This window comes from Saccharothrix mutabilis subsp. mutabilis, assembly GCF_039521145.1.
In the GTDB taxonomy this organism is placed as follows: domain Bacteria; phylum Actinomycetota; class Actinomycetes; order Mycobacteriales; family Pseudonocardiaceae; genus Actinosynnema; species Actinosynnema mutabilis.
The window spans coordinates 410481-423638 of sequence record NZ_BAAABU010000001.1 but is presented as its reverse complement, the minus strand read 5'-3'; the positions used below and the strand labels follow the sequence as shown (position 1 = coordinate 423638).

General features: G+C 71.4%; 14 protein-coding genes. 5 read left to right on the top strand and 9 right to left on the bottom strand.

Annotation, left to right across the window (positions count from 1 at the left end; genetic code table 11):
- Positions 1-7 precede the first annotated feature (7 nt).
- Both ABD126_RS02030 and ABD126_RS02025 read right to left on the bottom strand, forming a co-directional pair.
- Positions 8-733, bottom strand: a complete 726-nt coding sequence (locus ABD126_RS02030; RefSeq protein ID WP_343931824.1) for an ABC transporter permease — start codon at positions 731-733, stop codon at positions 8-10.
- Entirely contained in the window at positions 730-1635 is a 906-nt protein-coding gene (locus ABD126_RS02025; protein ID WP_343931823.1) for an ABC transporter ATP-binding protein, read from the bottom strand. Before ABD126_RS02025 ends, ABD126_RS02030 begins: the two co-directional genes overlap by 4 nt.
- Positions 1636-1810: 175 nt before the next feature.
- Between ABD126_RS02025 and ABD126_RS02020 the strand changes: the two genes are divergently transcribed.
- On the top strand, positions 1811-2353 hold the full coding sequence (locus ABD126_RS02020) for an EF-hand domain-containing protein (RefSeq protein WP_343931822.1): 543 nt from the start codon (positions 1811-1813) through the stop codon (positions 2351-2353).
- A gap of 53 nt (positions 2354-2406) precedes the next feature.
- Positions 2407-2808 (top strand): hypothetical protein, encoded by a 402-nt coding sequence (locus ABD126_RS02015; RefSeq protein ID WP_343931821.1) that lies wholly within the window; start codon positions 2407-2409, stop codon positions 2806-2808.
- Here ABD126_RS02015 and ABD126_RS02010 read toward each other — a convergent pair.
- Positions 2805-3389 carry a TetR/AcrR family transcriptional regulator gene (locus ABD126_RS02010; protein ID WP_343931820.1) on the bottom strand — a complete coding sequence of 195 codons (585 nt, stop codon included), beginning with the start codon at positions 3387-3389 and terminating at the stop codon, positions 2805-2807. The two genes, ABD126_RS02015 and ABD126_RS02010, sit on opposite strands and share 4 nt — an antisense overlap.
- Before the next feature lie 81 nt (positions 3390-3470).
- On the opposite strand from ABD126_RS02010, the gene ABD126_RS02005 reads away from it, so the two are divergent.
- Positions 3471-3785 (top strand): antibiotic biosynthesis monooxygenase family protein, encoded by a 315-nt coding sequence (locus ABD126_RS02005; RefSeq protein WP_343931819.1) that lies wholly within the window; start codon positions 3471-3473, stop codon positions 3783-3785.
- A gap of 13 nt (positions 3786-3798) precedes the next feature.
- Here ABD126_RS02005 and ABD126_RS02000 read toward each other — a convergent pair whose 3' ends face one another.
- On the bottom strand, positions 3799-4422 hold the full coding sequence (locus tag ABD126_RS02000) for a DUF305 domain-containing protein (protein WP_343931818.1): 624 nt from the start codon (positions 4420-4422) through the stop codon (positions 3799-3801).
- A 150-nt stretch (positions 4423-4572) separates the two neighbouring features.
- On the opposite strand from ABD126_RS02000, the gene ABD126_RS01995 reads away from it, so the two are divergent.
- Positions 4573-6072 carry an LVIVD repeat-containing protein gene (locus ABD126_RS01995; protein ID WP_343931817.1) on the top strand — a complete coding sequence of 500 codons (1500 nt, stop codon included), beginning with the start codon at positions 4573-4575 and terminating at the stop codon, positions 6070-6072.
- Positions 6073-6127: 55 nt separating this feature from the next.
- Here ABD126_RS01995 and ABD126_RS01990 read toward each other — a convergent pair whose 3' ends face one another.
- The 5 genes from ABD126_RS01990 to ABD126_RS01970 form a co-directional block, all read right to left on the bottom strand.
- Positions 6128-6526: a VOC family protein gene (locus ABD126_RS01990; RefSeq protein ID WP_343931816.1), complete on the bottom strand. Its 399-nt coding sequence runs from the start codon at positions 6524-6526 to the stop codon at positions 6128-6130.
- An 84-nt stretch (positions 6527-6610) separates the two neighbouring features.
- On the bottom strand, positions 6611-7648 hold the full coding sequence (locus ABD126_RS01985; protein WP_343931815.1) for an ABC transporter ATP-binding protein: 1038 nt from the start codon (positions 7646-7648) through the stop codon (positions 6611-6613).
- Entirely contained in the window at positions 7648-8421 is a 774-nt protein-coding gene (locus tag ABD126_RS01980; RefSeq protein WP_343931814.1) for an ABC transporter permease, read from the bottom strand. Before ABD126_RS01980 ends, ABD126_RS01985 begins: the two co-directional genes overlap by 1 nt.
- Complete coding sequence (locus tag ABD126_RS01975) at positions 8412-9317, bottom strand: ABC transporter permease (protein WP_343931813.1); 906 nt, start codon at positions 9315-9317, stop codon at positions 8412-8414. Before ABD126_RS01975 ends, ABD126_RS01980 begins: the two co-directional genes overlap by 10 nt.
- Before the next feature lie 3 nt (positions 9318-9320).
- Positions 9321-10442: an ABC transporter substrate-binding protein gene (locus ABD126_RS01970; protein ID WP_343931812.1), complete on the bottom strand. Its 1122-nt coding sequence runs from the start codon at positions 10440-10442 to the stop codon at positions 9321-9323.
- 444 nt (positions 10443-10886) lie between these two features.
- Here ABD126_RS01970 and ABD126_RS01965 point away from each other — a divergent pair, with 444 nt between their 5' ends.
- Positions 10887-13145, top strand: coding sequence for a hypothetical protein (locus tag ABD126_RS01965; RefSeq protein WP_343931811.1), 2259 nt, complete (start codon positions 10887-10889; stop codon positions 13143-13145).
- Positions 13146-13158: the final 13 nt, after the last annotated feature.

Genomic DNA, 13158 nt, shown 5'->3' with positions numbered 1-13158 from the left:
CCCCCACCTACTCCCAGCGGAACGACCTGGCCGCGACGGTACCCGCCACGACCGTCGTCAGGGCCAGGATCCCCAGGTGCACCAGGCTCGGCGCGGTGCCCAGCCACGCGTCCTGCAACGCGCCCACGCCCGGCGGCAGGTGCTCGCCGATGCGCACCAGCACGTCCGGCAGCAGGAACCGGGGCAGGTACGCGCCGCCGAAGAACATCACCAGCATGAACACCGCGGTGGCCCACCCGTTGGCGGCGCGGGCGGTGGGCGCCCAGGCGGCGATCAGCAGACCCACCGCGGACAGCGCGGTGGTGCCCAGCAGGCACGCGGCGAAGAAGCCCAGCGGGTGGTGCGGCAGGTCGATGGCGAACACGAGCCGGCACACCACCATGACCAGCACGACGGAGATCGCCGCCGCGATCGTGTTCACGACCAGTTGGGCGGCCAGCAGCTTGCCCGGGTGCACCGGCGTGGTCGAGTACCGGCGCAGCACGCCCTTCTCGCGGTAGGTCGCGACCGTGCTCGGCAGCTTGTTCAGGCACAGGAACGCCAGCGCGATCACGACCAGCGTGGACACGTAGGCGTCCACGAACCGCTGGTTGCCGAACGCCGGGTCGGGTGTGCGCAGGGCGGGGACCGCGCCCAGCACGAGGATCAGCACGGTGGGGAACAGGATGCCGAACACCGCCGCGGCCGGCTCCCGCAGGAACAGCTTCCACTCGATGGCGATGATCTTGGTCACGTGAGCTCCCGGCCGGTGAGTCGGATGAAGGCGTCGTCCAGGCCGGCCTGCTCGATGCGCAGGTCGGCGGCCACGACGTGGTTGCGGGCGAGGACGGAGGTGACGGCGTGCAGCAGGTTCCCGGTGCCGGTCACGACGACCTGCGGGCCGTGCTGGGACACCGCGGTCACCTCGGGCAGGGCGGACAGCAGCGCGGTGTCCAAAGCGGACGTCGGCCGGAACCGGACGGTCTGCTCACCGCCCAGCCGCGCCACGAGCCCCGCCGGGCTGTCCACGGCGACGACCTTCCCGGCGTCGATGAGCGCGAGCCGGTCGCACAGCCGCTCGGCCTCCTCCATGAAGTGGGTGACCAGCACGACCGTCACGCCGGCGTCCCGCACGCCCTCGACCAGGTCCCACGTGTCGCGGCGGGCCTGCGGGTCCAGTCCGGTGGTCAGCTCGTCCAGCACGGCCACCCTCGGCCTGCCGACCAGCGCCAACGCGATGGACACCCGCTGCTTCTGCCCGCCGGACAACGCCCGGTACTCGGTCTTGGCCCGGTCCGGGATGCCCAGCAGCTCCAGCAGCTCGCGCCAGTCGGCCGGCTGGGGGTAGAAGGAGGCGAACAGCTCCATCACCTCCCCCACCCGGATGCGCTCGGGCAGCTCGCTCTCCTGGAGCTGCGCGCCCAGCACCCGCCGGACCTCGTCCCGGTCCGCGCGCGGGTCGAACCCGAACACCCGCACCGACCCCGAGTCGGGCGCGCGCAGCCCTTCCACGCACTCGACGGTGGTGGTCTTGCCGGCCCCGTTGGGCCCGAGGATCCCGAAGATCTCCCCCTCGTCCACGGAGAACGACACCCCGTCGACGGCAACCTTCGACCCGTACCTCTTGACCAGGTCGACAACCTCGATCACTGCCATGCGTCCAGCCTCGCGGTCCACCCGTTCGGGTGAATCGCTCAGCGGGCCAGACCCGGCATCAACCGATCGGTTGATACCCGGGTCCACCGGATCAAGTGAACAAGGCGGCGCGGGACGTCCCGCCGACCACGCCGCTCGTACTCTCGCCCGCGGACCACCACAGGGAGGACGGGCAATGTCGGAACAGGTGCGGCTGGACAACATCTTCCGCGTTTTCACGGCGTTCGACACCGACGACGACAGCCGCGTCTCCTGGCGGGACTTCGACGTCAAGGCCCGCGGCATCGGCGCGGAGTTCCGCCTGGACCTGGACTCGCCCGAGGTCACGGCCCTGATGCGGGCCTACCGCGACATCTGGGACTACATCCGCGGCGCGGACGGCGACGCCGACGGCGAGGTCACCGAGGAGGAGTTCCGCGAGGCCCACGACGCCGGCCGCCTGACCACCGGCGAACTGCTGCGCAAGTGGGAAGCCGCCGCCGCGCAGGCCTTCGCCATCGCCGACCGCGACGAGGACGGCCGGCTGGACGAGCGGGAGTTCGCCCGGCTCTACCGGGGCGCGGGGATCACCGACCCGCAGGTGGCGTCGATCGCCTTCGCCTCGCTCGACCTGGACGACGACGGCCTGCTGGAGCTGCCGGAGTTCATCACCCAGACCCGCGGCCTGTTCACGGCGACCGACGAGTCCGCGAAGGGCACGCACCTGCTCGGTGAGTGACCTGTTGCCCAACCGTTGCCGGTTCCCCACGCCCGTCACGCACCATGGAACCCGTGACCGACTTACCGGAGGAGCGCCACGACTGGGTCTGGGCGCTGTGGCTGGGACTGGGGCTGCTGTGGGTGCTGACCGTCCCGCTGTTGGCGTTCCAGGCGGCGTTGTCGGTCCCGTTCCTGGGTGGTGCGCCGACCGACGCCCAGCTGGCCCGGCGCGAGCACCTGTCGACGTGGGCCGGACGCGCCGCGATCGGGGTGCCGCTGCTGGGCCTGGTGGCGGCGGTGCTGCTCAAGCGGTGGATGGCGGCGATCGTGCTGGGCAGCGTCCTGCTGTTCACCGCCGGGGCCATGGTCATCGAAGGGGTGCGTGACGCGGTCCGCAACCAGCCCACCGTCGTCTACGGCCCCGGCGGCTGCCAGGAGCACAGCGGCGGCGACACGAGGTGCCCCGGCGGCTAGGCGGTGCCCAGGCCGTGCAGGGTCTGGTCGAGCAACGCGCTCACCACGGCCTCGCTCTGCGACACGTCCCCGGGCCGCAACGTCCGCGCCGCCGCCTCCACCGACCCGTGGATCAGCAGCGCCCGCAACCCCGGCTGGGGCACCCGCGCCTCCAGCAACACGCCCGCCAACGGGGCCAGCAGCTTCTCGTGCTCGGCCCGGATCCGCCGCCGCGACTCCTCCGGCAACGCGTGCGCCGACAGCGCCACGACGGCGCCGTGGCTGCCGTCCACGATGATCTCCAGCACGGTCCGCAGGTAGGCCTCGACCTTCGCCGGCACGCCCGAGACCGCGTTCACCGCCGCCGCCAGGCGGCGCGCCTGGTCGGGCAGCTCGTCGGTCACGATCGCCGCGACCAGCTCTTCCCGCGACTTGAAGTACTCGTACAGCGACGGCCGCGACAGGCCCACCCGACGGGCCAGCGCGGCCAGCGTGAGGGCGTCCGGCCCCTCCTCGGCGACGATCTCGCGGCCGGCGGCCAGCAGGGAGCGCAGCCGGTTCGCGCGGTGCTCCGCGAGGGTCTCGGCGCTGATCCTGGGCACGCGCCGAAGCCTACCCCCTTGTTTTCCCGACGCCGCGTTGGAATAGTTGCCTACGTAGCGTCGGGAACCTGGAGGTGCCGGATGTTCGTCGCGACCAACCGCCTGTTCGTGCCCGCCGAGCGCGCGGAGGAGTTCGAGGCCCACTTCCGGGAGAACATGCGCACGTTCCTGCCGGGCGTCCCGGGCCTGCGCCGCAGCACGCTGCTGCGCCCCACCCGCCCCGACCAGCCCTACGTCTCGGTGAACGAGTTCGACACCGAGGAGGACTTCAAGGCGTGGGTCGCCTCGGCCTCCTTCAAGGAGGCGCACCGGCGCAACGCCGGCATCGCCCGCCACGTGACGGGCAACGCCGTGGAGACCTTCCAGCCCAGCGAGGACCTCGTCCTCACCCGGTAAGGCGAACTCCGCCTCAGCCGATCTTGATCGACCGCATCGTGTCGATCTCGTCCTGCTGGGACACCAGCACGTCGTTGGCCATCTCCTGCACCCGCGGGTCCACGCCCGCCTTCAGCAGGTCCAGGGCCATCTTCAGCGCGCCCTCGTGGTGGGCGATCATCAGTTGCAGGAACAGCCGGTCGAAGTCCGCGCCGCGGGCGTTCTTCAAGGCGTCCAACTGCTCGCCGGTGGCCATGCCGGGCATGGACGCGTGGTCCACGTCGGGCATCTTGCCGGAGTGGCCGTGCGCGGGGGCCTTCTCGCCGTACTGGCGCTGCCACTGCTCCATGGCCCCGATCTCCGGGCCCTGGGTGTCGTGGATGCGCGAGGCCAGTGCCTTCACCGTCTCGTTCTGCGCGCGCTCGGGCGCGAGCGCCGACATCTCCAGCGCCTGCCGGTGGTGCCCGATCATGCTCACCACGTAGGTCAGGTCCGCCTCGTTGGGCGCCGTCCACCGGTCGGTGCCGACGTCCTCGGGCGCGAGCGTCTGCGCCTGCTCGCCCGGTCCCTTCGGGACGATCACCGGCGGCGCGTCGTCCGTCTTCGCCGTGCACGCCGCCAGGAAGGCGACCAGCGCCGCCACGAACAAGATCCGCATCTGCCACGACCCCCTCGACTCGCCCCGACAAGTTACCCGCACGTTCCACCTGCCGGAAGTCTGCTCCTTACCGACGAATGGGTCTGGTGGTTAGCCATGCAAAAGGTAATACTGCGGTCCCTGCTACAGGTTTGGAAGGGGAGACCTGAAGTGAACGCACGCGATTCGGCCCGCCGCCGCAGAGCCGGCGCGGCCCTGGGGGCGCTGGCACTCGCCGCCTCGTCGCTGTTGCTCGGTCCGCAAGCCCTTGCGGAGCCCGAGGTGGACGCGGACGTGGCCGGGCTGTCGGAGGCCCAGCTGTCCGAGCCCGCCCAGGCCGACACCGGCATCCCCGGTGTCGACGAGATCCGCCACACCCGCAACATCAAGCACCTCGCGAACCTGCCGAAGCCGGCTCCGTTCACCGAGGCGTCCACGTGGTCGGACCTGGCCTTCCAGGACGGCTACGCGTTCGACGGCAACTACGACGGGTTCGTCGTCTACGACATCCGCAACCCGCACAAGCCGAAGATCGCCGCGACGGTGCTGTGCCCGGGCTCGCAGAACGACATCTCGGTGAAGGGGAACCTGCTGTTCCTGTCCACCGACTCGTCGCGCTCCGACGACTCGTGCTCCAGCACCCCGCTGTCGGCCACGAACAAGGCCGCGTGGGAGGGCATCAAGATCTTCGACATCTCCGACAAGCGCAACCCGCGCTACATCAAGTCGGTGGAGACGAAGTGCGGTTCCCACACCCACACGCTCGTGCCGGACAAGAAGGGCACGGACGTCTACGTCTACGTCTCGTCGTACGGGCCGAACGACACGTTCCCGGACTGCAAGACGCCGCACGACCTGATCTCGATCGTCAAGGTCCCGCTGAAGAACCCGACCTCGGCGCACGTGCTGTCCGAGACCGTGCTGTTCCCCGACGGCGGCAACCCGGGCCGTGACGGCACCGTGGAGACCGGCTACGTGCGCGCCACGTCCGGTTGCCACGACATCACCGTGTACCCGTCCAAGGACCTCGCCGCGGGCGCGTGCATGGGTGACGGCGTGCTGTGGGACATCTCCGACCGCGAGAAGCCCCGCGAGATCAACCGCGTGCAGGACAACGTGAACTTCGCGTTCTGGCACTCGGCCACGTTCAACAACGCCGGCACCAAGGTCGTCTTCACCGACGAGCTGGGCGGCGGCGGCGCGGCCACCTGCAACCCGAAGATCGGCCCGCTGCGCGGTGCGGACGGCATCTACGACATCACCGGCCAGGGCGACGCCCGCAAGCTGGAGTTCCGGTCGTACTACAAGATCTCCCGGACCCAGGCCGACACCGAGAACTGCGTCGCGCACAACGGTTCGCTGATCCCCGTCCAGGGCCGCGACATCATGGTGCAGGCGTGGTACCAGGGCGGCATCTCCGTGTGGGACTTCACCGACTCCCGCAACCCCAAGGAGATCGCCTGGTTCGAGCGCGGCCCGCTGCCCGACGGCAAGGGCGGTGGCGCGTGGTCGACGTACTACTACAACGGCTACATCTACTCCTCCGACATGGCGAAGGGTTTCGACGTCCTGGACATCCGCGACCCGCGGACCGCGACGGCGAAGCTGATCCGCGTGGGTGAGCTGAACGTCCAGACGCAGGGCCACTACCGGGAGCTGTTCCCGCGGTAGTCCTCGACGGACGTGAAGGGGCCTGTCCGGTTTCCGGACAGGCCCCTTTCTCGCGTCACTCGACGGGCTCGCCCAGCTCGGTGAACAGCGTGAGCTGGAGCCCGGCCGGCGCTTCCAGCCGGGCGTTCAGCGAGTTCCACGGCGTGCGGGTCGGCTCGGCCACGACCGTCGCCCCCGCCCGCTCCAGCTCGCGCGTGGTGGCCGCGGAGTCGTCGACCTCGAACGCCACCCGGACGTGCCCGGCCACCCGCCGCCCGACCTCGACCCGGTCGATGTACTCGGCGTGCGGCGGGTCGGTGATCTCCAACGTGGCCCGCCCGGCCTCCAGGATCGTGACCCGGCCGCCGGGCGAGCTGAACGCCGCCCGCTCGGGCAGGCCCAGGACGTCCCGGTAGAAGCGCAGCGCCTCGTCGTAGTCGTCGGCCGTGACGACCAGCCGCAGCTCGCGGACCATGTCTTTTCCCCCTCGGTGTCGTGCGGTCACCCGTTCGCACGGGGATCATGCCCACCGCCGGGCGGCACCGCACGCCCGGGGTGCTCAGGCCTCGACCACCATCACGCGGGACAGGTCCAGCGCCACCGACGTCCCCGGCGGGAAGTCGCCCGCCCGGCTCGACGGCTGGTCGACCCGCACCACCTCGTCGCCGCCGGCCAGCCGCACGGACAGCCGCGTCACCGGCCCCAGGAAGCTCTGCGTGAGCACGCTGCCCACCAGCGCCCCGTTGGGCTGCCCGCTGTGCTGGGCGATCCCGATGTCCTCCGGCCGCACGATGACCTTCACCTCCGCCCCGGCGTCGAGCCCGTGCTCCGCGTCCACCCGGAACGCCCCCAGCCGCACCCCGCCGGGCTCGGCGACCCCGTGCACCGCGTTGGTCACCCCGACGAACTGCGCCACGAACGCCGACGCCGGCTGCCGGTACACCACCGCGGGCGTGTCCAGCTGCTCCAGCCGCCCCTGCGACATCACGCCCACCCGGTCGGAGACCGCCAGCGCCTCCTCCTGGTCGTGCGTGACGAACAGCGTGGTCATCCCCAGCGACGTCTGGATCCGGCGGATCTCCTCGCGCAGCGCGACCCGCACCTTGGCGTCCAGCGCCGACAGCGGCTCGTCCAGCAACAGCACCCGCGGCTCGATCGCCAGCGCCCGCGCCAGCGCCACCCGCTGCTGCTGCCCGCCGGAGAGCTGGTGCGGGTACCGGCCCGCCAGGTGCCCGAGCCCGACCAGGTCGAGCAGCTCGGCCGTCCGGCGCGCCCGGTCGGCCGTGCGCCGCAGCCGCAGGCCGAACGCGATGTTCCGCGCCGCGGTCATGTTCGGGAACAGGCTGTAGGACTGGAAGACCATGCCCATGTCGCGCTTGTTCGCGGGCACGCCCGTGACGTCGCGCCCGGCCACCGCGACCGTCCCGGCGTCCGCGGTCTCGAAGCCTGCGACGATGCGCAGCGCGGTCGTCTTGCCGCACCCGCTCGGGCCCAGGAGGCTGACCAGCTCACCCTCCGCGAGGCTGAGGTCCAGCCCCGCCAGCGCCGGCTGCCCGCCGAACGACTTGCGCAGCCCGTGCAACTCCAGGTGGGACATCACTGGCCTTCCTCGGCGACGGGACCGCCCCGCCGCCCGCCGACGAACGAGAGCAGGAACAACAACACGAACGCGAACACCAGGCTCAGCAACGACACCGCGATGGACACGCCCGCGTCCCGCTTGCCGAGCAGGTTCACCCGCACCTGCAACGTGTCGAAGTTCAACAGCGACGCGATGGTGAACTCCCCCAGCACCAGCGCGACCGACAGCAACGACGCGCCGATCAGGGCCGTGCGGATGTTGGGCACCACGACCCGCAGCAGCACCGTCGCCCACGACGCGCCCAGCGACCGCGCCGCCTCCGCCAGCGTCTTCAGGTCGATCGCCGACAGCCCCGTGTCGATCGCCCGGTACGCGAACGGCAGCACCAGCACCGCGTAGGCGAAGGTCAGCGTCAACGGCGAGTCGCCCAGGAAGTAGTCCACCCACGCGTACAGCGGGGCCAGGCCGACCACCAGCACGATGGCCGGGATCGTGATCGGCAGCAGGCACAGGAACTCCACCAGCCGCCGCAACCCCGGCAGCCGCAACCGGATCCACGTCATCGTCGGCACCAGCAGCGCCAGCACCAGCGCCGAACTGGTCACCGCGAGCTGCACCGACGCCAGGATCGCCTCGACCAGGTCGGGGTCGGAGGCGATGCCCGTCCACGACGCGAGGCTGCGCGACCCGCCCGCGCCCCGCGTGGAGAACTCCGCCATCGCCAGCAGCGGCACCAGGAAGAACGCGCCCAGCACCAGCAGCACCAACCGGCGCACCACTACTGCCATCGCGCGAACCTCCGTTGCAGCACCGCGTACAGGCCCATCGCCACCGCCACCACGACGACCATGCCCAACCCCAGCGCCTTGCCGAGGTTCTCCTGACCGAGCAGGACCTCACCGGTCAACGCGCCCCGGATCTGCAACGGCACGATCGGCGAGCCCTGCGACACCAGCGCGGCGGCCGTCGCGTAGGCGGAGAAGGCGTTGGCGAACAACAACAGCAGCGCGCCCAGGAACGCCGGCAGCAGGATCGGCCCGCCGACGTGCCGCCAGTACGTCCACGCCGAACCGCCCAGGCTGTCCACGGCTTCCCTCCACTGTGGACGCAGGCCGTCCAGCGCGGGCAGGAACACGATGACCATCAACGGGATCTGGAAGAACGTGTAGACCAGCGTCAACCCGGGCAGCTCGAACAGCCACGCGCCGGAGGCGAACAGGTCCACGCCGAACCAGTCGCGCAGGAACCGGGTGACGAAACCCTGGAACCCCACCGTGGCCAGGAACGCGAACGCCAGCGGCACCCCGCCGAACTGCGCCAGCACCCCGGCCCCGGCCACGACCACGCGCCGCGGCAACCCTTCCGGCTTCCCGGAGGCGACCGCCCACGACAGCAACGCGCCGAACACCGCGCCCAGCAGGGCGGTCAGCGCGGACAGCTCGACGCTGCGCAGGAACGCCTGGAGGTACACCCCCTTGGTCAGTGCGGCCAGGTTGTCCAGCGTGAACCCGCCGGAGGAGTCCTGGAACGCCCCGGCCAGCACCAGCGCGGTCGGGTAGAGCAGGAACGTGCCGACGTAGGCCAGGAACGGCACGACGACCAGCCAGGCGAGCCAGGTCCGCCCGGCCCGGCCGGGAGCGGCGGGCGCGCCACCCCCGGCGGCCGTGGGAACGGGTGCGACCAACGGTCAGCCCACCGCCCGCGCCCACGTCTCGGACAGCGTCTTCTTGGCCTTGTCGGCCTGCTCCTGGGTCAGGAACACCTGCTTGCCGTCGGTCTTGGGCAGCTTGGCGTGCGCGGCGGCGTCCACCTTGCCGGACTTGACCATCGCGTCCAGCCGCACCGGCCGGGACAGGCCCTTGAGGTAGAGGTTCTGGCCCTTGTCGGAGTACAGGAACTCCTGCCACAGGCGTGCGGCGGCCGGGTGCGGCGCGTCCTTGTTGATCGCCTGGTTGTAGTACGCGCCGACCTGCGCGCCCCGCGGCACCACGACCTTCCAGTCCGCCTTGCCGGCCAGCTTCGCGGTCTGCGCGGCGTTGGTGTAGTCCCAGTCGATGACGACCGGGGTCTGGCCGGACTCGATGGTCGCGGGCGTCGGGTCCACCGGCAGGAAGTTGCCGGCGGCCTTGAGCTGCTTGAAGAACTCGACGCCGGGCGCGATGTCGTCGGCCGAGCCGCCGTTGCCCAGCGCGGCCATGACGACGCCGGAGAACGCCGCGCCGGCCTGCGTCGGGTCGCCGTTGAGCGCGACCTTGCCCTGGTACTCGGGCTTGAGCAGGTCCTTGACCGTGGTCGGCGCGGGCACCTTGGCGGCGTCGTAGCCGATGGACATGAAACCGCCGTAGTCGCCGTAGTAGAGCCCGCTCGGCTCCTTCAGCTCGGCGGGGATGTCGTCCCAGGTCTGCACGCGGTAGGGCGCGAACAGGTTCTTGTTGGCCAGGGCGACGTTCAGGCCGAGGTCGAACACGTCCGGCGCGCGGTCGCCGCCCTTGAGCTGGTTGGCGGCGTTGATCTCGTCCTGGCTGGAGGCGTCGGGCTGCGCGGAATCGACCTCGATGCCGTACTCCGCCTCGAACGCCTCGATGATCTCGCCGTAGTTGGCCCAGTCCGGGGGCAGCGCGATGACGTTGAGCTTGCCCTCCTTCTTCGCCGCCTCGACGAGCTTGTCCACACCGCCGAGGTCCGCGGCGGACGCGGCGGTGGCGGCGGAGGAGGTGGCGCCGGCGTCCTTGGGCGGCGGGGTGCCGCACGCGCCGAGCAGGGCCAGGGCGGTGGCGACGACGCCGGCCAGCCGCAGGGATTTCGTCACGGGTCGGACCTTCCTGGGAGGGCTTGGGGGAACCCCGGGCGCGCTCCGGGCCAGCGGAGCTTCCGTTCCGCCGCGCGCGCTTGTCAAGCCGGCCGCACCGCTCGTGGTCCATCCGGTGAACTGGGCGAATTCCCGGTGTCGGCTCAATGGCGCAAAGGTGGCCGGACCCCGCCCGGTGAACCCGGTCCGGGATCGACCGGAACGGCCCAACCGCTGGGCCGTCCGGGTCCCGACACGCCGGGAGCCGCCACCCGGCGCAGGCGGCGCGCTGGTCCACGCGCTCCCCCCCGGACGCCTTCGGGATGAATTCGGGACCCGAATTCGGCGGTGGCGCACCACACCCATACCCGCCCCCGGTAACGGGTTCACCAAGTCGCCCGACATCCGGGTGTCACGTGACGGAAATGCCCGAGACCTGCTTCTCCCCAAGAAGGGCAGATCCCCATGCACCGACCCCGAAGATCACTGGCGACGCTGGCGGCGGGCGTCCTCGCGCTCCCCGCCGCGCTGGTCGCCCTGCCGGCCGGGACCGCCGCCGCGGCGCCCGTCCCCGGCTCGGACGTGCTCTACACGCTCGACGCCGATTTCGACCAGGGCGTGCTCCAGGACGTCAACCACGACTCCCCCAACGACGACCAGCTCCAGCTCGACCGGGAGACGGCGTTCTTCCCGTTCGTCAACGTCGCCGCGTCCGCGCGCGGCACGATGGTCCGCATCGACGTGGACACCGGCGCGATCGTCGGCGAGTGGCGGTCCGCGCCGGACGGGCGGGGCCGCAACCCGTCCCGCACGACGGTGGACAAGCTCGGCAACACCTGGCTGTCCAACCGGGACGAATCGGCCGGCGGCAAGGGTTCCGTCACCCGGGTGGGCGTGATCCTCGGCGGCGCCCGCGCCAACGCCGACGGCACGCCCAACCCGGCGGGCGACTACCTGAAGGGCCCGTTCGCGTACAACACGTGCGCGGACCGCGACGGCGACGGCCTGTACGCCACTTCGCGCGGCCTGGGCGACATCCGACCGTGGACCAACGCGGGCGGCGCGGACGACAACGGGGGCGTCACCACGGCGGCCGACGAGTGCATCATCACCTACAGCCGGGTCGCCGGCACCAACACCCGCACGGTCGCGGTGGACGCCAACAACGACCTGTGGACCGGCGGTTCCAACACCCAGCACGAGAAGATCTCCGGCATGGACGGCTCGTCGCTGGGCGCGCCGTTCAGCCTGGGCTGCGGCGGCTACGGCGGCCTGGTCGACCAGGCGGGCACGCTGTGGTCGGCCCGGTACGGCACCAACCTGCTGCGCTACGAGCCCGGCACCGGGTCGGGCGCCTGCCTGGACACCACGCACGGCGACTACGGCCTGGGCCTGGACCCGAACACCGGGCACATCTGGCACACCAAGGTCGCCGGCAACCAGGTCGTCAAGCTCGCGCCGGACGGCACCGTGCTCGGCGCCTTCCCGCACGGCAACACCAACGCGCAGGGCGTCGCGGTCGACAAGAACGGCAACGTGTGGGTCGCGCACGCGCTCTTCGGCGCGACCACGGTCGGCCACCTGCGCACCGACGGCACGTACGTCGGCAACGTGACCCTGCCCGGCGGCACCGGCCCCACCGGCGTCGCGGTGGACAGCAACGGCAAGGTGTGGGTCACCAACATCACCACCAACAACGCCATGCGCATCGACCCGGCCGCCGGGCCGATCGGCGGCGGCGGGTTCCCGGTCGGCGCGGTCGACCTGACCGTGGACCTCGGCGCGGGCGCGGGGCCGTACAACTACAGCGACATGACCGGGTCCGTCCTGGGCGAGATCACCGCCCCGGTCGGCACGTGGTCGGTGGTGCAGGACGGCGGCGTCGCGGGGCAGACGTGGGGCACCGTCACCTGGAACACCGAGGCGCAGGGCAGCGTCCCGGCCGGCACGTCCATCGTGGTGGAGGCGCGCACGTCCGACACCGAGGCGGGCTTGGCGGGCGAGGCGTTCACCGCCGTGGCCAACGGCGTGAAGTTCGCCCAGACCGGCCGGTACATCGAGGTGCGAGCGACCCTGACCGCCGCTCCGAACGGTGCCAGCCCGGTGCTTTCGGACTTGCGGATCAAGACCTCGGAACGGACCGGCGTGTTCTCCTGCCAGGCCACCGCGCTCAACCTGGCCGGAATCGTCGTCGCCCGCGCCAACCCGCCGGACGTGCCGTGCGCGGACGACTTCGAGGAGGTCGCCAACGTCAACCTGAACGCGGGAATCCTGAACGTCCGCGCCAACGCCCTGACCGCCCGGACCGACCAGACCCCGGACGTGCTCACCGGAACCCCGCCGATGCCGGGTGACGGCGCGACAGCGTCGGCGCGGATCGACCACACCCGCATCTCCAGCCTGCTGGTGACCATCGAGGTGGGCGTGATCCAGTCGAACGCGACCGTGACCTGCGGCCCGGACGGCACGGAACGCTTCGCGGGCTCGTCGCACATCGCGAGCCTGTCCATCAACGGCGTCCCGGTGACGGTCGGCAGCGCACCGCTGACCATCCCGTTGGTGATCGGGTCGCTGCGCCTGAACAGCACGACGACCACGGGCACCAGCGTGGTGCAGCAAGCGCTGGTCCTGGACACCGCGTTGACCGACGTGGTGCTGGGCGAGGCGAAGGCCAACGTCGAGGCGCTGCCCGGCCGCCCGGGCGGCAGCCCTTGCCGCGTCTGACGCTCGACTCGAT